Below are 21,716 nucleotides of genomic sequence, written 5' to 3' on the forward strand. Positions count from 1 at the left end.
ATGACCGAGCTTGAATACATGGACCGGGCGGAGGCCCTGCTGCGCAGCGTCGAGACGCAGTGCGACCGCGTCAATGAGACCACCGAGGCCGACATCGACAACCAGCGCGTCGGCGGCATGATCACCCTGGTGTTCCGCGACGGCAGCCAGATCGTGGTGAACCTGCAGAAGCCCCTGCACGAAGTGTGGCTGGCGGCGCGCTCGGGGGGCTACCACTTCCGCCATCACGAGGGCGCGTGGCGCGACACCAAGTCGGGCGAGGAATTCTTCGCGCGCCTGTCGCGCAGCGTCAGCGAGCATGCCGGCATGCCGCTGGTGTTCCTGCCCTAGTTCTTGAACAGGTCGAGAATGCGGTTGCGCTCCTCGGAGGGGGCGGCGCTCTCGCGCCCTGGTTCCACCGCCACCGGCTCCAGGCCCGCGCCACCCAGGTTGCTGATGCCTTCGCCGCGCGCATACTCCTCGTAGTACCAGTCGCCGCCGACCTTGACGACGCCCTGTGGCGGCGTGAGTTCGGCCACCGGTACATTCTTGAGCGCGGTCTGCATGAAGTTGATCCAGATCGGCAGGCTCAGCCCGCCGCCAGTCTCGCGGCTGCCCAGGTTGCGCGGCGTGTCATAGCCGATCCATACCGTCGTCGCCAGCGTCGGCTGGTAGCCGGCGAACCAGGCGTCCATCGAGTCGTTGGTGGTGCCCGTCTTGCCGAACAGGTCGGGGCGCTTCAGCGTGGCCTGCGCCTTGGCGGCCGTGCCGCCGCGCGCGACTTCCTGCAGCAGCGTGTTCATGATGAAGGCGTTGCGCGCGTCGATGGCGCGGTTGGATTCGACGGGAGCGGCCGGCTGGCTCTCGACCAGCACCTTGCCCGCGTGGTCCGTGATGCGCGTGATCAGGAACGGGTTGACGCGGTAGCCGCCGTTGGCGAACACCGCGAAACCTGCGGTCAACTGCATCGGCGTGACCGAGCCCGCACCCAGCGCCATGGTGAGGTAGGGCGGGTGCTTGTCGGCGTCGAAGCCGAAGCGCGTGACCCATTCCTGGGCGTAGGGCGGCGTGATCGTCTGCAGGATGCGGATGGAGATCATGTTGCGCGAGCGGGCCAGCCCGCGCTTCATGGTCATCGGGCCCTCGAACCCGCCTTCGTAGTTCTTGGGTTCCCAGGGCTGGCCGCCGGTCACGCTGCTGTCGAAGAACAGCGGCGTGTCGTTGATCACGGTGGTGGGCGAGAAGCCCTTCTCCAGCGCCGCCGAGTACACGAACGGCTTGAAGCTGGAACCCGGCTGGCGCCAGGCCTGGGTCACGTGGTTGAACTTGTTCTTCTCGAAGTCGAAGCCGCCGACCAGCGCCTTGACGGCGCCGTTGCGCGGATCCACGGCGACGAGGGCGCCCTCGACTTCGGGCAACTGAGCCGTCTCCCAAGAGCCGCGGGCCTGCTTGACGATGCGGATCAGGGCGCCGGGGCGAAGGCGGACGGCCGGCGCGGCCCGAGCAGAGAGGCCGGCCTGCGCCGCCCGCAGGCCGTCGCCCGTGATCTCCACCGCCTCGCCGCCCTGGCGCACGGCCACGATCTTGCGCGGGCCGGCTTCGAGGACGACGGCGGCCATCATGTCGCCGATGTCCGGGTGGCTGGCCAGCACGTCGTCGATGGCTTCGTCCCGCTCCTTCGAGTTCCTGGGCAGGTCGACGAACTTCTCGGGGCCGCGGTAGGCCTGTCGCCGTTCATAGTCGAGGATGCCGCGCCGCAACGCGGCATAGGCTGCGGTTTGGTCGGCGCCGTTGATCGAGGTATAGACGTTGAGACCCCGGCTGTAGGTCTGGTCGCCGTACTGGGTGAACATCATCTGGCGCACCATCTCGGCCACGTACTCGGCATGCACGCGGCCGTTGTTGCCGACGGGGCGGATGCGCAACTCCTGCTCCTTGGCCGCTGCCGCCTGTTCGGCCGTGATGAAGCCGTTTTCCAGCATGCGGTCGATGATGTAGAGTTGACGCTCGCGCGCACGCGTGAAGTTGGCGATGGGGTTGGCCGTCGAGGGAAACTTCGGCACCCCGGCCAGCATGGCGGCTTCGGCGACGGTGAGGTCTTTCAGGGGTTTGCCGAAGTAGGTCTCGGCCGCCGCGGAGAACCCGTAGGCGCGGTTGCCCAGGAAGATCTGGTTCATGTAGATCTCAAGGATCTGATCCTTGCTGAGCAGGTGCTCCAGCTTGAACGTGAGCAGGATTTCGTAGATCTTGCGGGTGTACGTCTTTTCCGAGGACAGGTAGACGTTGCGCGCCACCTGCATGGTGATGGTGGATGCGCCCTGGCTTTTTTCGCGGCCCAGGTTGGCCAGCGCCGCACGCAGCACGCCCACGTAGTCCACTCCGCCGTGCTCGTAGAAGCGTGCGTCCTCGATCGCCAGGACGGCGTCCTTCATGACCTTGGGAATCTGGGCAATGGGCGTCAGGTTGCGCCGCTCCTCGCCGAACTCTCCGATCAGGCTGCCCTCGGCCGTGTACACCCGCAAGGGCAGCTTGGGGCGGTAGTTGGACAGTTCCGAGACATCGGGGAGATTGGGGTAGGCGATCGCCAGGGCCATCAGCCCGGCCATGGCGGCGCACAGCACGAGGGCGATCACCGTCCCCCCGGCCCAGGCCAGGCCTTTCGCCAGCCATACCATCCAGCGCGAACCGGCGTTCTGGCGCTGCTTCACGCTGCGCGTGGATTTTTCAGGGGACATAAGACAAATCTAGAGGGAGTGAGTGCCGGCATCCGGCCCACCAAGACGATGAATCCGGCTTTGACGCAGATGAGGTGAACACGTTCCTGAGCAGGCTTCGCATTGTGAGTGGAGCGCAGCCCGACGCGAGGGGCGGTCGCCACGGCCGATGGCGTACTTTGCTGCCGCCGGTTACGAAACTCTGGTTTTCGTTAGTTTTTTGACAATGCGCATCAAAAAATGCGCGATCTTTCTCTTTGCCGGCGCAATGCCTTGCTGCTAGCATTCCACCGAATCCTTAAGCGTGTTCTACTTGTGCAATAGAACGTAACGGGGAGCTTTCTTGAACACTGGCTCGTTGTTCAGTCGCCAACCCCCGCCCATGATCGGGCTTGACATCAGTTCTTCCAGCATCAAGCTGGTGGAATTGGCCCAGGATCGCGGCGGCAACCTGATGCTTGAGCGCTGCGGCATCGAGCCGATGGAGCGCGGCTGGATCAGTGAAGGCAACATCGAGAATTTCGATGAAGTGGTAGGCGCAGCCCGCCGTTTGATCAAGAAAAGCGGCTCCAGGGCGAAGACGGTTGCCATGGCCTTGCCCACATCCGTGGTGATCAGCAAGATGATCATTTTACCCGGCGGTCTCAGCGAGCGTGAAATGGAGGTGCAGGTCGAATCCGAGGCCAACCAGTACATCCCGTTTTCCCTGGATGAAGTCAGCCTGGACTTCTGCGTGGTGGGGCCCAGCACGACGTCGGCTGGAGACGTCGAAGTGATGATCGCCGCGTCGCGCAAGGAGAAGGTGGAGGATCGCCAGGGGCTGGCCGAAGCGGTCGGCTTGACGCCCGTGGTGATCGACGTGGAGTCCTACGCGTCCAGGTTGGCCGTCAGCCGGCTCATCGAGCGTCTGCCGGGCGGTGGCGCGGATGCAGTCGTCGCGCTGTTCGAGATCGGTGCCCAGACATCCGCCATGCAGGTGCTGCGCCACGACGAACAGGTGTACGAGCGCGACCAGGTGTTTGGCGGAGCGCAACTGACGCGGATGCTGGTGCGCCACTACGGCTTCACGGCGGAAGAGGCCGAAACTACGAAGCGGGCAGGCGGACTACCGGACGACTACGCGGCGGTGGTGCTGCAGCCCTTCGTGGAATCGCTGGCCCAGGACGTGGAGCGCGCGCTCAAGTTCTTCTTTGCCAGCACGCCGCACAACCGCGTGGACCACGTCCTGCTGGCGGGCGGCAGCGCCAGCTTGCCGGGGTTGGCGGAGGCCATCACCCAGCACACATCGTATCCCTGCCAGGTCGTCAATCCCTTCGGTGGCATGGAGATCGGGCGCTCGGTGCAGGAAAAGAAGATGCGCCGTGAGGCGCCTTCCTATCTGACGGCGTGTGGGTTGGCAATGCGGAGGTTCCTGCGTTGATCCTGATCAACCTGCTGCCTCACCGGGAGATGGCGCGCCACCGGACGCGCCAGGTTTTCCGCGCGTCACTGGCGTTGTCCGCGGTATGGGGTTCCGTCATCGCAGGCGGGGCCTATCTTTGGCACCAGAACGAGATTTCCACGCAACAGGATCGCAACGCCCTGCTGGTTTCCGAAATTCGAAAGCTCGAGAGCGAAATCAAGGAGGTGGCCACGCTGCAGGAGGAGATCGCCACGCTGAAAGCGCGTCAGGAGGCGGTAGAAAACCTCCAGGCGGATCGCAATCTTCCCGTTCACCTGCTGAACGAATCGGTGCGCCACTTGCCAGAAGGGGTGTACCTGAAAAGCATCAAGCAGGAGGTCCAGAACGTCCTGATCCACGGCGTGGCGCAATCCAATGAACGGGTATCCGAGTTGCTGCGCAATCTGGCGCGGTACAGCGACTGGGTGACCAAGCCTGAACTGATCGAAATCGTGGCGTCCAACTTGGCGCTGAGCCCGCGTGAGCAGCGCCGCGTCTACAACTTTACGGTCCGTTTGCAGCTGCAGCGCGCCAGCGACGCCCAGGCGGCTGCATCGGCTGCGCGGCAGAGCGCCTCGCGCCCGACAGGCGCGGCCACCTGATCGTAGTCCTCCGTGCATCATGGCTCGCAAGTCTTCTTCGACCGTCGATGTCCTGGGGCCCCTCAGGTATGTGGGGGCGCAGTTCCGCGGCCTGGACACACGCGATCCCTCCTCATGGCCGGCGTTACCCCGTTGTGCGTTGCTGGCGCTCGTCGCGGCGCTGGTGACGGGACTGCTGTGGTTCCTGGGGCTCAAGAGCTCCGACGAGGAACTGGAGGGCGAGCGGGCCAGGGAAACCACGCTGCGCGCGGACTACCGGTCGAAACTGCAGAAGGCGGTCAGCCTGGAAGAGCTGAAGAAGCAGCGCGCCCAGGTGCTGCAGTACGTAAACCTGCTTGAAAAGCAGCTTCCCAGCAAGTCGGAGATGGATGCGCTGCTGTCGGACATCAACCAGGCTGGCCTGGGCCGGAGCCTTCAGTTCGATCTGTTCAGGTCGGGACAACCCGTGATCAGGGACTACTACGCGGAGTTGCCGATCGCCCTGAAGGTGACGGGGCAGTACCACGACATCGGCGCGTTCACCTCGGACATCGCCAACCTCCCGCGCATTGTGACCCTCAACAATCTGGCGGTGAACCCCAGCACGGACAAGGACAGGACGGGTTCGCTGGTGCTGGAGGCGACGGTCAAGACCTTCCGCTACCTCGATCCGGAGGAGATCGCGGCGCAGCGGAAAGCCGTCGCGAAGCCGGGTGCCAAAGGATGAAATTGCGTCCGTGCACCTGGACGCTGCTGGCTGCGACAGCGCTGACAGCCGCCTGTTCATCAGGCGTCGAGGATCTCCAGCAATGGATGCAGGAGCAGCGCCGGCAAACGGCGCCCAGGGTGACGGCGATCAGCGAGCTTAAGAAATACGCTCCTCTCGTCTACTCGGAAAGCGCTGCGGCGGAGCCTTTCGGCAGTCAGAGACTGACGCAAGCCCTGCGTCGTGAATCCGGGCCTGCCGGCGCGGGCGCGGCCCTGATTGCTCCCGAACTTCATCGCCGCAAGGAGCCATTGGAGGCCTATCCGCTGGATGTGATGGCGATGGTGGGCAGCCTGAACCGGGGTGGCCAGCACGTGGCCCTGGTTCAGGTGGACAAGCTGCTGCATCAGGTGCGCGCCGGAAACTACTTGGGCGAGAACTACGGGCAGGTGATGAAGGTTTCAGAGAGCGAAGTAATTTTGCGCGAGATCGTGCAGGACGCCGCGGGCGAATGGATCGAGCGCCCTGCCGTATTGCGGCTGCGGGAGAAAACACAGTGAGGAAGTGGGCCTTGTCAGTGTGGCGAACGCTGCAATCAACCGCGGTAGGCTGGGTGGCCCTGGGCGCGATGGCCGGTGCGCATGCCCAGGCGAGCATCGAGTCGATCACCAGTTCCGTGCAGGGCGGCGTCGAGGTCGTGCGCATCGATCTGACGCAGCCGCTGACGGCCGTGCCTGCCGGATTCGCGATGCAATCGCCGGCGCGCATCGCGTTGGACTTTCCGGACGTGGTCAGCGGGCTGCAACGCAACACGGTCGAGATCAACCGAGGCAACCTCCGCGCTGCCAATGTGGTCCAGGCCAGTGATCGCACGCGCGTGGTCCTGAACCTCCACCAGCCCACGGCCTACCGTGCCGAGGTGCAGGGTCGTTCCCTGCTGGTTTCGCTCGATCCGGTGGCGACCGCCGCGCCTGCCGCGCCAGCGCCCGCGGCATTTGCCGAAAGCCGCGGCGACAACGCGCAGCCGCTGCGCGACATCGATTTCCGCCGCGGCATGGACAACACGGGACGGGTGGTCGTCGACCTGGCCAGCAACCAGCTGGGTGTCGATATCCGGCAGCAGGGGCAGAACCTGGTGGTCGAGTTCCTGAAGACCAGCCTGCCCGAAGGGCTGCGCCGCCGATTGGACGTGAGCGACTTCGGCACCCCCGTCCAGACCATCAACACGGTCCAGTCGGGTGACCGGGTCCGCATGGTGATCGAGCTCAGGGGACCGTGGGAGCACAGCGCCTACCAAAGCGACAGCCAACTGGTCGTGGAAGTGCGCCAGCAGAAGATCAACCCAGACAAGCCGACCCCAGGCACCGGCTACCGCGGCGAGAAGCTGTCGCTGAACTTCCAGAACATCGACGTGCGCTCGATGCTGCAGGTGATCGCCGACTTCACCAACTTCAACATCGTTATTTCCGACGCTGTGCAGGGCAGCCTGACCTTGCGCCTGAAGGACGTGCCATGGGACCAGGCACTGGACATCATCCTCCAGGCCAAGAGCCTGGGCATGAAGCGCGTCGGCAACGTGCTGCAGATCGCCCCCAAGGAAGAAATGGCCGCCAAGGAGAGGGCCGAACTGGAGGCGCAGGCCGCCATCCGCAACCTGGAGCCGCTGCGCACGCAATCGTTCCAGCTCAACTACACCAAGGCCACGGACATCGCGATGCAACTGACCTCGTCCGGTGGCCAAGGCGGTGGTTCGTCCGGGGTCGTCGGCGAGTCCGGCCGCCTGCTGAGTTCACGCGGTTCCGTGATCGCGGAGCCGCGCACCAACCAGCTCTTCGTGTCCGACATCCCCTCGCGGCTCGAGCAGATCCAGGAAATGATCACCAAGCTGGACGTCCCCGTCCGCCAGGTCTTGATCGAGGCGCGCATCGTCGAGGCGTCAGACACTTTCGGCAAGTCGCTGGGCGTCAAGCTGGGCGGCTCGGACCTGCGCGGCATCCGCGGCGGCGATGCCGGCTACGCGCTTGGCAACGGCGGTCCACGCATCGCCTTCGGCGGCAGCTACAGCGCCGTCGCCGCCACGACCGGCGAGGCAGCCTCGGCCGGGCTGACGACCGCCACCTCGCAGTTCCTCAACCTGCCCGCGTTGGGTCTGGCCGGCGCGATGCCGGCGAGCTTCGCCATTTCGCTGTTCAGCTCCGCGGCCAATCGCTTCCTCAACCTGGAACTGTCCGCGCTGGAGGCCGACGGCAAGGGCAAGATCGTGTCCAGCCCGCGCGTGGTGACCGCCGACCAGACCAAGGCCCTGATCGAGCAGGGCACCGAGTTCGCCTATCAGCAGGCCACGTCCAGCGGCGCCACCGCCGTGGCTTTCCGCAAGGCGGTGCTCAAGCTCGAGGTCACGCCGCAGATCACGCCCGAGGGCAGCATCATTCTCGACCTGGATGTCCACAAGGACAGTCCTGGAGGGGTTGTCGAAGGGGCCATGTCGATCAACACCCGGCGCGTCAAGACGCAGGTGCTGGTGGAAAATGGCGGCACCGTGGTGATCGGAGGCATCTTCGAGTTGACCGAGACTGAGCAAGAGAACAAGGTGCCCGTGCTGGGTGACATTCCCGCGATCGGCAACCTGTTCAAGCAGCGCACGCGCCGCGCCGAGAAGCAGGAGATGCTGGTGTTCATCACCCCCAAGATGATTTCCGACCGGGGCGCGGTGCGGTAGGTCGACGTTGCCGGGCATTCGGCACGCCAGCGCCGCCGATTTGGCGGCTTTGAAGGCTTCCTCGCGGTGCTAGAGTGCAGGCCCATGCATCGGGCTATGTTCTTGACGACCCAACCATCCTGGGCTCGTCCGGGGATTTTTTCATCGCCGGGCCGACTCAAGATGAAAGACGCCCCCTCGGGGGGCAGCGACCCTGGCGCAGCGGGGGAGCGCGGGGGTAACTTTTCGTGATCATCGTTCTCGTCGGCATGCCCGCCAGCGGTAAATCCACGGTCGGGCGTTCGTTGGCGCGCAGGCTGCAGATGGCCTTCGTGGACTCGGACACGGTCATCGAGCGGCGCCTGGGTTGCACCATTCGCAGCTATTTCGACAGCCATGGCGAGGCGGCCTTTCGCGATGTCGAGCAGGAGGTCATCGGCGAGCTGACGCAAGGCCCAGCCGCCGTCCTGGCCACGGGCGGCGGCGCGGTGCTGCGCGAGGTCAACCGCCAGCGCCTGCGCGAGCACGGCACCGTGCTCTACCTGCGTTCCTCACCCGAGCAACTGTTCCGGCGCGTGCGCCATGACACGCGCCGGCCGCTGCTGCAGGTGGCCGATCCGTTCAAGCGCCTGCAGTCACTGTACGCCGAGCGCGACCCGCTCTACCGCGAGTGCGCCCACTACGTGATCGACACGCACGGTGCGTCGCTGTCCCTGCTGGTCAACCGCATCCTCATGCAACTGGAGCTGGCGCCGCCCGCCGCCCCGGTGTGACAGGCCCCATCGCTACACTCGATTCATGCCAGGCATCTCTTCCGCCCAACAGGTCCGCATCGCGCTGGGCGAGCGCAGCTACCCCATCTTCATCGGCACCGGCCTGCTGGATGACCCGGCGGCGTTCGAGGCCGCGGCCGCCGGCAACGACGCGCTCATCGTCACCAACGAGACCGTGGGCCCGCTCTACGCCGAACGCCTGGCGCGGGTGCTGGCGCGCCGCCACCGGAAGGTGCGCCAACTGGCGCTGCCCGACGGCGAACGGCACAAGGACTGGGCCAGCCTGAACCTGATCTTCGACACCCTGCTGGGCCACGGCGCCGACCGCAAGACGGTGCTGTACGCCCTGGGCGGCGGCGTGGTGGGCGACATGACCGGCTTCGCTGCCGCCTGCTACATGCGCGGCGTGCCCTTCGTGCAGGTGCCGACCACGCTGCTGGCGCAGGTCGATTCGTCGGTGGGCGGCAAGACCGCCATCAACCACCCGCTGGGCAAGAACATGATCGGCGCCTTCTACCAGCCGCTGGCGGTGGTGTGCGACCTGGACGCGCTGCGCACGCTGCCCGCGCGCGAGGTGTCGGCGGGGCTGGCCGAGGTCATCAAGTACGGCCCCATCTTCGACATGGCGTTCCTCGGGTGGATCGAGGCTCACATCGACGCCCTGCGTGCCTGCGAGCCGGCGGCGCTGGCGCGGGCCGTCCAGCGCAGTTGCGAGATCAAAGCCGAGGTCGTGGGCCAGGACGAGCGCGAATCGGGCCTGCGCGCCATCCTCAACTTCGGCCACACCTTCGGCCACGCCATCGAGGCCGGCCTGGGCTACGGCGCCTGGCTGCACGGCGAGGGCGTGGGCGCGGGCATGGTCATGGCGGCGCACCTGTCGCGCGATCTGGGGCTGGTGGACGACGCCTTCGTGCAGCGCCTGGCGGCGCTGATCCACCGCGCCGGCCTGCCCACGCGCGGCCCCGTCATCGACGCGGCCGACAACGCCGGCCGCTACCTGCAGTTGATGCGCGTCGACAAAAAGGCCGAGGGCGGTGAAATCCGCTTCGTCGTCATCGACGGCCCCGGCCGCGCCGCCGTGCGCGCCGCGCCCGATGCGCTGGTGCGGCAGGTCATCGACCGCTGCTGCGCCAAATAGATGCTATGTTTTAAATAGCTTAAAGCATAATATCCATGCTGGCCAGAGGCTGATTTGACTAAAAATCCTGCCGATCTCGCCGCCTTTGCCAGCCACCCCGCGCTTTCTCGCGGCAGGCGCCACGCTGCCACTCCCGCGCCCACGCGCGACGCCTTCCAGCGCGACCGCGACCGCATCGTCCACTCCACCGCCTTTCGCCGGCTGGTCTACAAGACCCAGGTGTTCCTCAACCACGAGGGCGACCTGTTCCGCACCCGCCTCACGCATTCGCTGGAGGTGGCGCAACTGGGCCGCTCCATCGCCCGCTCGCTGGCGCTGAACGAGGACCTGGTGGAGGCCATCGCCCTCGCGCACGATCTGGGCCATACCCCCTTCGGCCATGCCGGCCAGGACGCATTGAACGACTGCATGGCCGCCCACGGCGGTTTCGAGCACAACCTGCAGAGCCTGCGCGTGGTCGATGAGCTGGAGCACCGCTATCCCGACCACGACGGCCTGAACCTCACCTTCGAGACGCGCGAAGGCATCCTCAAGCACTGCTCCGCCGCCAACGCCCGCGCGCTGGAGGCGGCCGAGCCGGGCGGCGTGGCCCATCGGTTCATCGACGGCACCCAGCCCAGCCTGGAGGCGCAACTGGCCAACCTGGCCGACGAGATCGCCTACAACGCGCACGACATCGACGACGGCGTGCGCTCCGGCCTCATCACGCTGGAGCAGCTGCGGGCCGTGCCGCTGTTCGCGTGCTTCCACGCCGAAACCCTGCGCGAACACCCCGCGCTGCAGGGCCGGCGCGTGCTGTACGAGGCCATCCGCCGCATGCTCTCGGCGCAGGTCTACGACGTCATCGACGCCACGCGCGCCGCCCTGGCCGGGGCCTGCCCCGCCGACGCCGACGCGGCCCGCCGCGCCGGCCCGCTGGTGCGCTTCAGCGCCGACATGCGCGCGCAATCCATCGCGCTCAAGCGCTTCCTGTTCGCTAACCTCTACCGGCACCCGCAGGTCACGCACACCACGGACCAGGCGCGCGAAGTGGTGCGCGGGCTGTTCGCCGCCTACCTGGCGCGCCCGGCCGAACTGCGCGCCGAGTTCGCCCAGCGCTCCGACCACCAGCGCGCCGTGGCCGACTACATCGCCGGCATGACCGACCGCTTCGCCCTGCGCGAGCACGAGCGGCTGACTGGGCGGCGCCTGCTGGTCTAATCCGCTCCATGCCCTCGCAAGCCGCCGTCATCGCCGACACCCGCCGCTGGCTGGAGCGCGCCGTGATCGGGCTCAACCTGTGCCCCTTCGCCAAGGCGCCCCACGCCAAGGGGCAGATCCACTACGCCGTGTGCGCCGGCGCCAGCCCCGCCGACCTGCGGGCCGCGCTGCGCGCCGAGCTGCAGGCCCTGGCCGCCCTGGATGCCGCGCGGCGCGAGACCACGCTGCTGATGGCGCCCGGCCTGCTGGCAGACTTCCTGGACTTCAACGATTTCCTGGACGAGGCCGACGCAGTGCTGACCGATCTGGAGCTGGAGGGCGCGCTGCAGATCGCGCCCTTCCACCCGCGTTTTCAGTTCGCCGGCACGCGCGAGGACGACATCACCAACGCCACCAACCGCGCCCCGTACCCCACGCTGCACTTGCTGCGCGAGGCCAGCATCGACCGCGCCGTCGCCGCCTTCCCCGAGGCCGAGGCGATCTACGAGGCCAACATGGCGACGCTGGAGCGGTTGGGCCCGCGGGGCTGGGCCGCGCTGGGCGTCGGCGCCGGCGGGGAGAGCGGCGCATGAAGCCCGTACGCCGCAGGATTGCTACTTATTCAGTAGCTAATGGCGAAGTGCCAGCGCGGGCTGACGGCCAAAAACATTCAGAATCCGAGGTGCTGGCCGAACTGCGCCCCGGCCAGTCGGTCGAGCTGCTCAAAGCCCTGCACATCCTCACCCGCGACGGGCGGATGAACCAGGATTCGCGCCGCAAGCTCAAGCAGGTCGAGCACCTGGTGCAGTTCATCGAGGCCGAGCTGGGCCGCATCACCCCCCACGCCGGCGAGCCCACGCTGGCCGACCACGGCGCTGGCAAATCCTACCTGGGCTTCATCCTGTACGACCTGCTGCTGCGGCCCGCCGGGCGCGGCACCGTCCACGGCATCGAGACGCGGCCCGAGCTGGTCGAGCGCTCGCGCGCGCTGGCCGCGCGGCTGGGCTTCGAGCGCATGCGCTTTCTCAACATCAGCGCGGCCGATTCGGCGCACGACGCGGCGCTGCCGCCACGCATCGACGTGGTGACCGCGCTGCACGCCTGCGACACCGCCACCGACGACGCCATCGCCTTCGGCCTGGCCAAGCGCGCGCAGGCCCTGGTGCTGGTGCCCTGCTGCCAGGCCGAGGTGGCCGCCTGCCTGCGCCAGCACAAGGCGCTGGCCCTGGCGCGCACGCCGCTGGCCGAGCTGTGGCGCCACCCGCTGCACACGCGCGAGATCGGCAGCCAGCTCACCAACGTGCTGCGCTGCCTGTACCTGGAGTCGCAGGGCTACCAGGTGACGGTGACCGAGCTGGTGGGCTGGGAGCACAGCCTGAAAAACGAGCTGATCATCGCCCGCTGGACCGGCCAGCGCAAACGCAGCGCGGCCGAGCGGTTGCGGGCCTTGCTGGAGGAGTTCGGCCTTCAGTCGCTGCGGGCCACGCGCTTCGCGGCGCTAGACGCCGCGCCAGCGCCCGCCTGAGCAGCGCTCGATGCCCGCCAGGTCGCGCCGCGAAGCCACGTCTTCGAAGCCCGCGCCGGCCAGCAGGGCGCGCACCGCCGCCGCCTGGTCCCAGCCGTGCTCCAGCAGCAGCCAGCCGCCGGGGCGCAGGTGCGCGGGCGCGCCGGCGACGATGCGGCGCAGATCGTCCAGCCCGTCCGCGCCCGACACCAGCGACTGCCGTGGCTCGTGCCGCAGCGCCGGCAGATGCGCATCGCCCGCCGCGATGTAGGGCGGGTTGCTGGCCACCACGTCGAACGCCTCGTCCGCCACGGGCGCGAACCAGTCGCCGTGACGCAGCGCCACCGGCAGGCCCAGCCGCTCGGCGTTGCCCTGCGCGACGGCCAGCGCGTCGGCGCTGGCGTCCACCGCCCACACCCGCGCCGCCGGCCGCGCGTGCGCGATGGCCAGGGCGATGGCGCCGCTGCCCGTGCCCAGGTCCAGCACGTGGGCCGGCTGGCCGGGCGGCAGCAGGTCGAGCGCCCAGTCCACCAGGGTTTCGGTGTCGTCGCGCGGGTCGAGCACGCGCGCATCGATCTGCAGCGTCAGGCCGTGGAAGTCCTTGCGGCCGGTGAGGTAGGCCACCGGCTCGCCCCGCAGGCGGCGCGCGGCCAGCGCGCTGAAGCGCTCGGCGCACGCTGGCGCCAGCGCATCGCCGTCGTGCGCCAGCAGCCAGGCGCGCGCGTGCGTGGGCTGGCCCAGCGCGTGCAGCAGCAGCATCCGCGCCTCGTGGCGCGGCAGGCCGGCGTTTTCGGCGTCGCACAGGGCGTCGGCCAGGGTCATGAATTGCTATTAAATATATAGCTTCTAGCGCAATATTGGCGCTGGCTTCAGGCTTTTTTGGATTGGAATCGGTGATTCAAGGGCCGGCCATGCGGTCCACCACGTCGCGCACGCCTGCCACCTGGCGCGCCGTGGCCAGGGCCAGCGCGCGGTCGTCGGGCGAGGCCACGGTGCCTTCGACGACCATCACGCCGCCCTCCAGCCCTTGCACCCGCAGGCCCGCCTGCGCCAGCCTGGGCTGGGCCGCCAGCGCGGCGCGCACGCGTTCGGCGATGCGCTGGGCGCCGGCCGTGGTGCCGGCCTCGATGTGCGCCGGCACCTGCTCCAGCCGGGGCAGCGGCGGTAGTACCGGGATGTGCTGCGGCGTGGCGCCCCAGGGCGTGCCGCCCGCGCAGGCGGCGAGCAGGGCGGCGGCGCCGGCCAGCGCCAGGGCAGCGCGGGAGCGCGAGGAAGCGGTAGAAGGCATGTCGAGTCTCCTTGGACAGCGGGGACGGCGGGCCCCTGGCCCATGATAGTGAAGGACTGGGGCCGTCAGGCCCGCACTTCCAACTCGGCCATCAGCTCGGCCTCGCGCGCGGCGCGCAGGGCGTCCACCACGTCCTGCAGGTCGCCTTCCATCACCAGCGCCAGCTTGTACAGCGTGAGGTTGATGCGGTGGTCGGTCAGGCGGCCCTGGGGGAAGTTGTAAGTGCGGATGCGGTCGCTGCGGTCGCCCGAGCCGATCAGGCCCTTGCGCGTGGCCGCCTCCTTGGCGGCGCGCTCGCTGCGCTCCTTCTCCTGCAGCCGGGCCTGCAGCACGCGCAGCGCCTGGGCCTTGTTGGCGTGCTGGCTGCGGCCGTCCTGGCATTCGGCCACGATGCCGGTGGGCAGGTGCACCACGCGCACGGCGGAATCCGTCTTGTTGATGTGCTGGCCGCCGGCGCCGCTGGCGCGGAAGGTGTCGATGCGCAGGTCGGCGGGGTTGAGGGTGATGGCCTCGGCCTCGTCGGGCTCGGGCATCACCGCCACGGTGGCGGCGCTGGTGTGGATGCGGCCCTGGGTCTCGGTCGCCGGCACGCGCTGCACGCGGTGGCCGCCGGACTCGAAGCGCAGCGCGTTGTAAACCCCGTCGCCCGCGATGCGCAGCACCAGCTCCTTGTAGCCGCCCAGCTCGGCCGGCGACTCGCTCATCACCTCCACGCGCCAGCCGCGGCCGGTGGCGTAGCGCGTGTACAGGCGCGCCAGGTCGCCCGCGAACAGCGCCGACTCGTCGCCGCCCGTGCCGGCGCGGATCTCCAGGAAGGCGTTGCGCGCGTCGTCGGGGTCCTTGGGCAGCAGCATGCGCTGCAGCTCGGCCTCCAGCTCGGCCAGCTCGGCCTCGGCCGCGGCGATTTCCTCGCGCGCCAGCTCGGCCATGTCGGCGTCCTGCAGCAGCTCCCGCGCGGCGGCCAGGTCGGCCTCGCGCTGCCCGAAACGCGCCCAGCGCCCGGCGATGGCCGCCACGTCCGTGTGCTCGCGCGAGAGCTTCAGGAACTGGGCCATGTCGGCCATGATGTCCGGGCGCGACAGCAGGAAGTCCAGCTCGCCGAGGCGGGCGGCGTAGCGCTGGAGTTGGTCGCGGAGGAAGGGTTTCATGGACGAGGAAAGCGGGCGATTGTCGCCGGTTTCGCGCTGGCGGGGCTGGTGAGCGGCTGCAGGTGTGCCGCTCATCGGGTGTCGCGGTCCGTCTGTCTCGCGAACCTCGTCACTGGGTGGCTTGGTGGGCAGATTGCGAGGCCATGAAGATGCATGCATTCCGCCCGCAGCGCGGATTCACCTTGGTCGAGATCCTGGTGGCCTTGGTCATCTTCGCCTTCGGCCTGCTGGCGTCGGTGGGGTTGCTGCTGTCGTCCATGCAGGCGACGCAGTATTCGTCCAATTCGGTCGTCGCCAGCACCCTGGCGCGCGAATACGGGGAGCTGATGCAGATGATTCCCGACGGCGTGTCGGGCACCTCGTTGGCGACGTCGTCGTCGGCCAACACCCTCATGGTCGATACCGACGGCATCACGTCCGGCAACGCCAGCGCCTGCACCGGCGCGGGCAAGAACTGCTCGGCCACGGATCTGCTGGCCGCCGCGCGCGACGACTGGGCGCTGCGCGTCAAGTCCACCCAGGCCCTGCCCCAGGGGCGCGCCGTGGTGTGCCGCGATGCGACGCCGCGCAACGCCGCCGGCGAACTGGAGTGGGGCGGCTGCGACGAAGCCGGCGACACCGTGCTGGTCAAGATGGGCTGGCTGGGCAAGAAGCCGGTCGGCTCGGGCAGCGGCGTGGACACCCGCTGGATGACCAGCGACCGGCCCCGCTTCGCGGTGTCCGTCATGGGCAACCTGCGCGACTACGTCACCCCGCCCGCGGCCGGAGCCACGCCATGAGACCCTTGTCCGCTTCATCCCGGCGCCAGCGCGGCCTGACGCTGGTCGAGATGCTGGTCGCCATCGTGCTGATGTTCATGGTCACCTTGGCCACCGTGGCGCTCTACACCACCAACTCGTCCAGCAAGCGCACCATCGATGCCTCGCAAAGCCTGGACGACACCGCCCGCTTCGTGTTCGAGCTGGTGGGGCAGGCGGTCCACAACGCCGGATACCTTGGCGCCGTGCCGGTCGAAAGCGAGCAGGGCGCCACCCGCTACACGTTGGCCAATCTCTTCGACGCCTGCGAGGCCAGTGCCGGCACCACGCCTTGCCCAGTGCTGGGTTTCGACAACTCCCGCCCTTCGGTGGGTTCCCTCAACGTGGTTTCGGCCGGCAGCGTGGGCGTCAACGCCAGCGACAGCGTCGCCTTCCGGTTCAATGGGGTGGGCCGCAGGGACGGCACCACCGCGGATGGGAGCGTGCAGAACTGCAGCGGCACGGCGGTGCCGGTGGCCACCGTGGATGCGGAACTGGGGCTCAGCGTTTTCTCGGTGAAAACCCTGGCGGGCGAGCCGGAGCTCTACTGCACGTGGGGAAATGGCACGAAGAACGAGCCCATCGGCCGTGGCGTGGAGAGCTTCCAGGTCATGTACGCCGTTGATTGCCGGGGCACGCCCTGCGTGCGCGACGGCGTGCCCGACCGCTGGGTCAGCGCCGCCGGCGTGGGTGTGGCGAACTGGCGCCACGTCAAGGCCATCCGCATCGGGTTGATCCTGCGCGGCCCGCCGGGCAGTGCCCAGGCGGCGTCGGGCGACAAGCTGTATCCGCTGGGCAAGGACTTCACGGGTGACCTGAGCGAAACCGGCCTGGTCTTCACTCCACCCCTCGATGGGCGGCTGCGGCGGGCCTACACCACCACCTTCCTGCTGCGCAACTCGGTGTGATGGGCGCCATGAACAAACACAGGCGTTTCCTCGGCAGCCGGCCGGCCCAGCAGGGCATCGCCCTGGTCTTCGTCCTGCTCATGATGGTGATCGCCATCTCGGCCGCCCTGTTCGCCGCGCGGCTGACGCTGCTGGGCGACAAGGCGTCGCGCAACGACCGCGACCGGCAGGTCGCTTTCCAGGCGGCCGAATTGGCGCTGAACGATGCCGAACTCGACATCATGGACGCGGCTTTGGCCCTGGAGCCGAACTCCCTGGCGCGGGGATGCAAGTTTGGCAACCCGCGCGCGGCCTTCTTGCCCGATGCGGCAGGGTGCAACGCGACCGCCGAGCGCCGCGGGTATTGCGAGATGCCGCTTCAGGCGGCATCCGGAGCAAAGCCCATGTACAAGCTGATCGATTGGGAGGAAGCCAACGATTCGGAGCGCGTCTACGTCAAATACGGCGAATTCACGGGCCGAAGCGCCGAGTTCGCCACCGGCGACGGTTCGGCCGGCTCCACGGTCAAACCGCCCACGCCCGCCAAGCCGCCCAAGTACATCATCGTGCGCTCGTCGCCGGCCAAGCTTCAGATCATGCCGCAGGGCCAGCGTCAGGTCGTCAGCATCGAGGCCGCCTACAAGATCTATGCGCTGGGCTACGGCGTCAACCCCAACACCAAGGTCATGTTGGAAGGCGAGGTCTACAAACCCGTCGTCGAGAAGTCGTGCGGAAGCTGAAGAGCAGCGATGAGTTCCATGAAACCTGTGCCTGTTGTCCGCTGTGTGCCCCCATCGACCGCCGTTCGCCGAGCGTTCCGATGGGCGCTGCTGCTGGCTGCGTGCGCCGGGAACATGAAGTGGGCATCCTCGCAAGATGCCTTGCCTCCGCTGGTGGACCTCGATTCGTCACCCGCTGCCAAGCTGGAAGAGCCATCCAACGTGGCGCTGGCGCTGTCGATCGACTTCACCACCATGGGTGCCGTGTACCGAGGGGCGGAATACGTCCATGACCTGGCCCATGCGCCCTACCTCGGCTATTGGGACATCCGGGGCTGCTATCAGTACAAGGACTCTGGCGACACCTCGACCCTGGCGGGTGAGTATTTCTACCGGGTGGGCACCGCCAATGGCGAAGGGTATTGCTCCAACGCCTACAGTGGCAATTTGCTGAACTACGTGGCCACTTCCACCATCGATATCCTGCGCCTGGCTTTGACGGGCGGCCATCGTGTGGTGGATACGGCCTCAACGACGGTTTTGGAGCGGGCCTACCTGTACAGCGATTGGGGATTGAACCAACCCACTTATTTTCCGCGCCGAAGCATCAACAAAGCCTTCTTGGGCAAGGTCGTTCCAAACGCCCCGGTCACGACGACGGGCGACTTTATCTATGCGGGCAGTTGCAAGGATAAAATATGGTTTGGGACGCGAACGGCCGACCATCTGAATTGCGACCATCCTACGCAAACTGCGGCGACCGTGTTCCATCACGGCGATCTGAACCCGAAAGACGCCGACAACGAGCCCTTGCCCATGTTCGGCCGTGTCAAGGTGTGCGCGGGTTCCGAAGCCACATCTCGGGGAGGGTTGTGTGCACGCTATCCCAGTGGCAACTACAAACCCATTGGCCAGATTCAGAAAAAATCGGATGGCATCAAGATATCTGTCTTTGGCTATCTGGCCGATGACAGCAATACGCGCTACGGTGGAGTCCTGCGCGCGCCGATGGGCTACGTGGGACCCACCAAGCCCAACGCGGCCGGTGTCGGCATGATCGCCAATATCGAGAAGGAATGGAATCAGAGCACAGGTGTTTTCGTTGAAAACCCCAGAAACGGGCCCTATGCCTACAGTGGTGTCATCAACTATGTGAACAGGTTCGGGACCACGGGAACGAAAGGCTATTACAAGAGCCTGGATCCTGTGGGTGAGCTTTATTACGAGGCGCTGCGGTATTTCATGGGTCTCGGTCCCACCGCGGCAGCGGTCGCCAGCTTTGCGGGCAAGGAAGATGGATTTCCTGTCTACACCAATTGGACGGATCCCATTGAAAACGCCTGCTACCGCAAGAACTACATCCTGACCATTGGCGACGTGAACACCCACTACGACCGCCAACTGCCGGGACATGGCGGGTCGGGCGCCCTCGCGGGGACCACACTGGACCCCGCGCGCTCTGCCGAGAGCCTGCTGGGGAGCGGCACGTTCAATGCAGCCGACTGGACAAAAGTCATTGCCCGCTTCGAGACGGACACGAACAGCACCTATACCAATTCGTTCGGCGTCAGCGTGTCGACCAAGGGCAATCCCAATCCCACTGCGGGTAACAACGATCTCGCCTCCAAGACGACGGGCTCAGGTGGCCGGGCGGCCTACTACTGGGCTGGCGCCGCGTACTGGGCGCATACCCAGCCCATCCGTAACGACACCGACGCCCATGGCAGGAGCAAAAGCCCGGTGCGCGTCAACACCTTCGCCATCGACGTCGACGAGGGTGGCAACGGGTCGGTCGAGGACACCAACCCGAGGGGCATCAAGCCAAGGCGCAGCAGTTTCTATCTGGCCGGCAAGTATGGCTGGTTCAACAATGCCGATGCCACCAGGGCCAGTCGCCTGGAGCCCTTGCCTGCGGGCGCGTTGCATGCCAACGAGCAGTTGGACGGCCACCCTTTCCGCAACGTGCTGACCGGCGCGTTGGACAACAGCCGCTGGGAATATGCGGGCGAGCCGAACACGCCGGACGGCTACGTGGTCGCCAGCCAGGCGAAGAAGATGATCGAGGGGGTGGCGCGCTTCTTCAACGCCCTTGGCGGCAGCAGCAGTGTCAGGGCGGCCTCGGGCACCGGCATGAGTTCGCTCGATCTCAGCACCACATCCCCCGATGGCGACCTGTTCGTGCCCCAGTTCGATCCCAAGACCTGGGCGGGGCGTCTGCTGAAGGCGACAATGCATTTCAACCAGGCCACGGGAGATGTTGCCGTCGCGTCGACCACATGGGACGCGGCCAAGATACTGACCGACGCGTCGGTGGCCTCTGGCGCGGTGACCGATCCGCAGGTGAAGCCGGCGGACCGCAAGCTGTTCACCTACTCCCGTGAGGGCGCCAACCGGGGCGGGCAGATTTTTTCCGTGGCCGAGAAGGGCAAGCTGGATCCGGCGGTGCTGACCGCGTTGGCCACCAAGCCCGGCAGCGCGCCCGCGGGAACATCCGACGCGGCGATGCAGAACGCAGCCATCGACTGGCTGCGCGGCGACCGTTCGCTCGAGGCCGGTACCGCTGACGGTTACCTGCGCGCCAGGACATCGGTGCTGGGAGCCATCGTCAACTCCAGCCCGGTTTACAAGCAGGGGGTGAGCGACGAGGTGACGGGGCCGGGATTCTCGGCCTTCGCGGCGGCGCAGAAAACGCGAACCGCCGCCGTCTATGTGGGAGCGGACGATGGGTTTCTGCACGCCTTCAAGGCCGGCAACGGCAAGGAGTTGTTCGCCTACATGCCTCGGGCCGTCGCAGAGAGCGTGCACCAGCTTGCCGATCCCGATTACGTGCATCGTCCCTACGTGGATGCCGTGCCGATGGTGGGCGAGGCTCAGCGGCTCGATGGAGCCCGTGCGCTGCAGTGGAGGACGCTGCTGGTGTCCGGCATGGGGGGCGGCGCGCAGGGGGTTTTTGCGCTGGATGTGACCGACCCGGACAATTTCTCGAAAGACGGCGTGCTGTTCGAATTCACCGACGCCGACGACCGAGACATGGGCAACGTGGTGGCCGCGCCGCAGCTGGTGCGCATGAGGGTGCCCAGCGCGACGCCGGGCCAGGCGGACGAATACCGCTGGTTCGTGGCGGTGAGCAGCGGCTACAACAACTACCGGGCCGATGGCGCTGATCGCGCCAGCGGCGACGGGGCGCAGGCCCTGTTTCTATTGAGCGTGGACAAACCCGCCATCGACGCCTGGCAGGAGAACACCAACTACTTCAAGATGAAGCTGCCCAAGCCCACGAACAACCGCGCGGCGGCCTTGGCGAACCCGGGCGTGGCCACCGATGCCATGGGCAACGCCATCATCTTCTACGCCGGCGACACGCAGGGCAATCTGTGGAAGTTCGATTTCCAGTCCGGCGTGAACGCCGAAAACGCCCGCGACGCGGTCAAGACGAAGCCGCTGGCCTATCTGAAAGATGCCGCCGGCAAGGTTCAGCCGGTCACCACGGTGCCGCAGGTGGCGCCCGGCCTGGACGGCGGGTACATGGTGATCTTCGGCACCGGCAAGTACATCGAAATGGGCGACGCCAACACCACCGAAGGCCACAGCGTCTATGGCATCTGGGACAACCTCGGCACCAGCGCCGACAGCGACCATGGAGTCACCCGCGCCAAGTTGTACGCCCGCAGCTTCCACGCCGCGACCAGCCTCGCGACCGGTGCTGCGACGTTCCAATTCGGCAAGGGCACCGGGCAATATCGCGGCTGGCGCCTGGATTTACCGCTCACCGGCGAGCGCGTGGTGATGGACCCGGATACCCGGTTGGGCTATACCGCCGTCAACTCCTTTGTGCCGCCCGCGGATTGCGCGGCCAGTGGGACGGGCGTGATGATGACGTTCGACAACCTGTACGGCACGAGCCGCAGCGCACGCGACCACCGGCTGCGGCCGCTCGGCAAGCCGCGCATCGTCGCGCTGGACATGTCGGCCGCCGATGCGACCACCTACACGGCGCGCACGGCCACCGGCCGGCGCGACCTGACGATTCATTCGCGGCCGGTCAGCGGCGTCGGGGGCGTGGGCGCCCAGGAGTCGTCCCTGTCGCAAGGTCCGATGGTGTCCATGAAGATTCCCGCCGGCCGCGTCGGCTGGCGCGAGATCAAGAATTTTGAGAAATGAGGA

General features: G+C 67.2%; 19 protein-coding genes. 15 read left to right on the plus strand and 4 right to left on the minus strand.

What is annotated here, in order from left to right; translation table 11 throughout:
* The gene (gene cyaY, locus IPG65_RS09045; protein WP_293188887.1) at positions 1 to 330 is read left to right on the plus strand and encodes an iron donor protein CyaY; all 330 of its coding nucleotides are present in this window, start codon (positions 1 to 3) and stop codon (positions 328 to 330) included.
* Here the strand turns inward: cyaY and IPG65_RS09050 are convergent.
* Positions 327 to 2,714: a penicillin-binding protein 1A gene (locus tag IPG65_RS09050; protein ID WP_293188888.1), complete on the minus strand. Its 2,388-nt coding sequence runs from the start codon at positions 2,712 to 2,714 to the stop codon at positions 327 to 329. The two genes, cyaY and IPG65_RS09050, sit on opposite strands and share 4 nt — an antisense overlap.
* Positions 2,715 to 3,075: 361 nt before the next feature.
* Here IPG65_RS09050 and IPG65_RS09055 point away from each other — a divergent pair, with 361 nt between their 5' ends.
* The 10 genes from IPG65_RS09055 to IPG65_RS09100 all read left to right on the plus strand — a co-directional run bounded on the left by IPG65_RS09055 (position 3,076) and on the right by IPG65_RS09100 (position 12,734).
* A complete protein-coding gene (locus IPG65_RS09055) occupies positions 3,076 to 4,113 on the plus strand; it encodes a pilus assembly protein PilM (protein WP_293188889.1) in 1,038 nt (345 codons plus the stop codon).
* Positions 4,110 to 4,736 (plus strand): PilN domain-containing protein, encoded by a 627-nt coding sequence (locus IPG65_RS09060; protein ID WP_293188890.1) that lies wholly within the window; start codon positions 4,110 to 4,112, stop codon positions 4,734 to 4,736. The genes IPG65_RS09055 and IPG65_RS09060 overlap by 4 nt, the downstream gene beginning before the upstream one ends.
* A gap of 19 nt (positions 4,737 to 4,755) precedes the next feature.
* Positions 4,756 to 5,442: a type 4a pilus biogenesis protein PilO gene (locus IPG65_RS09065; protein ID WP_293188891.1), complete on the plus strand. Its 687-nt coding sequence runs from the start codon at positions 4,756 to 4,758 to the stop codon at positions 5,440 to 5,442.
* Positions 5,439 to 5,981 (plus strand): pilus assembly protein PilP, encoded by a 543-nt coding sequence (locus IPG65_RS09070; RefSeq protein WP_293188892.1) that lies wholly within the window; start codon positions 5,439 to 5,441, stop codon positions 5,979 to 5,981. The genes IPG65_RS09065 and IPG65_RS09070 overlap by 4 nt, the downstream gene beginning before the upstream one ends.
* Positions 5,982 to 6,049: 68 nt before the next feature.
* Positions 6,050 to 8,140 (plus strand): type IV pilus secretin PilQ, encoded by a 2,091-nt coding sequence (locus IPG65_RS09075; protein WP_293190016.1) that lies wholly within the window; start codon positions 6,050 to 6,052, stop codon positions 8,138 to 8,140.
* Positions 8,141 to 8,367: 227 nt separating this feature from the next.
* The gene (locus IPG65_RS09080; RefSeq protein WP_293188893.1) at positions 8,368 to 8,892 is read left to right on the plus strand and encodes a shikimate kinase; all 525 of its coding nucleotides are present in this window, start codon (positions 8,368 to 8,370) and stop codon (positions 8,890 to 8,892) included.
* Between the two features lie 25 nt (positions 8,893 to 8,917).
* The gene (gene aroB, locus IPG65_RS09085) at positions 8,918 to 10,030 is read left to right on the plus strand and encodes a 3-dehydroquinate synthase (protein ID WP_293188894.1); all 1,113 of its coding nucleotides are present in this window, start codon (positions 8,918 to 8,920) and stop codon (positions 10,028 to 10,030) included.
* 54 nt (positions 10,031 to 10,084) lie between these two features.
* Entirely contained in the window at positions 10,085 to 11,230 is a 1,146-nt protein-coding gene (locus IPG65_RS09090) for a deoxyguanosinetriphosphate triphosphohydrolase (protein WP_293188895.1), read from the plus strand.
* Positions 11,231 to 11,238: 8 nt separating this feature from the next.
* Positions 11,239 to 11,802, plus strand: a complete 564-nt coding sequence (locus IPG65_RS09095) for a DUF1415 domain-containing protein (RefSeq protein WP_293188896.1) — start codon at positions 11,239 to 11,241, stop codon at positions 11,800 to 11,802.
* Positions 11,799 to 12,734 (plus strand): SAM-dependent methyltransferase, encoded by a 936-nt coding sequence (locus IPG65_RS09100; protein ID WP_293188897.1) that lies wholly within the window; start codon positions 11,799 to 11,801, stop codon positions 12,732 to 12,734. Before IPG65_RS09095 ends, IPG65_RS09100 begins: the two co-directional genes overlap by 4 nt.
* On the opposite strand, the gene prmC is transcribed toward IPG65_RS09100, so the two are convergent.
* The 3 genes from prmC to prfA form a co-directional block, all read right to left on the minus strand.
* Positions 12,708 to 13,535: a peptide chain release factor N(5)-glutamine methyltransferase gene (gene prmC, locus IPG65_RS09105; RefSeq protein WP_293188898.1), complete on the minus strand. Its 828-nt coding sequence runs from the start codon at positions 13,533 to 13,535 to the stop codon at positions 12,708 to 12,710. The genes IPG65_RS09100 and prmC overlap by 27 nt on opposite strands.
* A 76-nt stretch (positions 13,536 to 13,611) precedes the next feature.
* Positions 13,612 to 14,001: a BON domain-containing protein gene (locus IPG65_RS09110; protein ID WP_293188899.1), complete on the minus strand. Its 390-nt coding sequence runs from the start codon at positions 13,999 to 14,001 to the stop codon at positions 13,612 to 13,614.
* A gap of 65 nt (positions 14,002 to 14,066) precedes the next feature.
* Positions 14,067 to 15,149, minus strand: a complete 1,083-nt coding sequence (prfA, locus tag IPG65_RS09115; RefSeq protein ID WP_293188900.1) for a peptide chain release factor 1 — start codon at positions 15,147 to 15,149, stop codon at positions 14,067 to 14,069.
* Between the two features lie 143 nt (positions 15,150 to 15,292).
* Here prfA and pilV point away from each other — a divergent pair, with 143 nt between their 5' ends.
* The 4 genes from pilV to IPG65_RS09135 are packed head-to-tail and all read left to right on the plus strand — an operon-like array spanning position 15,293 to position 21,713.
* The gene (pilV, locus tag IPG65_RS09120) at positions 15,293 to 15,928 is read left to right on the plus strand and encodes a type IV pilus modification protein PilV (protein WP_293188901.1); all 636 of its coding nucleotides are present in this window, start codon (positions 15,293 to 15,295) and stop codon (positions 15,926 to 15,928) included.
* Entirely contained in the window at positions 15,925 to 16,854 is a 930-nt protein-coding gene (locus IPG65_RS09125; protein ID WP_293188902.1) for a PilW family protein, read from the plus strand. Before pilV ends, IPG65_RS09125 begins: the two co-directional genes overlap by 4 nt.
* Entirely contained in the window at positions 16,854 to 17,573 is a 720-nt protein-coding gene (locus tag IPG65_RS09130; RefSeq protein ID WP_293188903.1) for a PilX N-terminal domain-containing pilus assembly protein, read from the plus strand. Before IPG65_RS09125 ends, IPG65_RS09130 begins: the two co-directional genes overlap by 1 nt.
* Positions 17,574 to 17,582: 9 nt before the next feature.
* Positions 17,583 to 21,713, plus strand: coding sequence for a PilC/PilY family type IV pilus protein (locus IPG65_RS09135; RefSeq protein ID WP_293188904.1), 4,131 nt, complete (start codon positions 17,583 to 17,585; stop codon positions 21,711 to 21,713).
* Positions 21,714 to 21,716: the final 3 nt, after the last annotated feature.

The sequence above is a fragment of the Ottowia sp. genome, assembly GCF_016703145.1.
Lineage (GTDB): Bacteria > Pseudomonadota > Gammaproteobacteria > Burkholderiales > Burkholderiaceae_C > Ottowia.

What these genes read in the sequence shown, in the direction of transcription:
- cyaY (WP_293188887.1), top strand. Translation starts at nt 1, where the DNA reads ATGACCGAGCTTGAATACATGGACCGGGCGGAGGCCCTGCTGCGCAGC.
- IPG65_RS09050 (WP_293188888.1), bottom strand. Translation starts at nt 2,714, where the DNA reads ATGTCCCCTGAAAAATCCACGCGCAGCGTGAAGCAGCGCCAGAACGCC.
- IPG65_RS09055 (WP_293188889.1), top strand. Translation starts at nt 3,076, where the DNA reads ATGATCGGGCTTGACATCAGTTCTTCCAGCATCAAGCTGGTGGAATTG.
- IPG65_RS09065 (WP_293188891.1), top strand. Translation starts at nt 4,756, where the DNA reads ATGGCTCGCAAGTCTTCTTCGACCGTCGATGTCCTGGGGCCCCTCAGG.
- IPG65_RS09070 (WP_293188892.1), top strand. Translation starts at nt 5,439, where the DNA reads ATGAAATTGCGTCCGTGCACCTGGACGCTGCTGGCTGCGACAGCGCTG.
- IPG65_RS09075 (WP_293190016.1), top strand. Translation starts at nt 6,050, where the DNA reads ATGGCCGGTGCGCATGCCCAGGCGAGCATCGAGTCGATCACCAGTTCC.
- aroB (WP_293188894.1), top strand. Translation starts at nt 8,918, where the DNA reads ATGCCAGGCATCTCTTCCGCCCAACAGGTCCGCATCGCGCTGGGCGAG.
- IPG65_RS09095 (WP_293188896.1), top strand. Translation starts at nt 11,239, where the DNA reads ATGCCCTCGCAAGCCGCCGTCATCGCCGACACCCGCCGCTGGCTGGAG.
- IPG65_RS09100 (WP_293188897.1), top strand. Translation starts at nt 11,799, where the DNA reads ATGAAGCCCGTACGCCGCAGGATTGCTACTTATTCAGTAGCTAATGGC.
- prmC (WP_293188898.1), bottom strand. Translation starts at nt 13,535, where the DNA reads ATGACCCTGGCCGACGCCCTGTGCGACGCCGAAAACGCCGGCCTGCCG.
- IPG65_RS09110 (WP_293188899.1), bottom strand. Translation starts at nt 14,001, where the DNA reads ATGCCTTCTACCGCTTCCTCGCGCTCCCGCGCTGCCCTGGCGCTGGCC.
- prfA (WP_293188900.1), bottom strand. Translation starts at nt 15,149, where the DNA reads ATGAAACCCTTCCTCCGCGACCAACTCCAGCGCTACGCCGCCCGCCTC.
- pilV (WP_293188901.1), top strand. Translation starts at nt 15,293, where the DNA reads ATGAAGATGCATGCATTCCGCCCGCAGCGCGGATTCACCTTGGTCGAG.
- IPG65_RS09125 (WP_293188902.1), top strand. Translation starts at nt 15,925, where the DNA reads ATGAGACCCTTGTCCGCTTCATCCCGGCGCCAGCGCGGCCTGACGCTG.
- IPG65_RS09130 (WP_293188903.1), top strand. Translation starts at nt 16,854, where the DNA reads ATGGGCGCCATGAACAAACACAGGCGTTTCCTCGGCAGCCGGCCGGCC.
- IPG65_RS09135 (WP_293188904.1), top strand. Translation starts at nt 17,583, where the DNA reads ATGAGTTCCATGAAACCTGTGCCTGTTGTCCGCTGTGTGCCCCCATCG.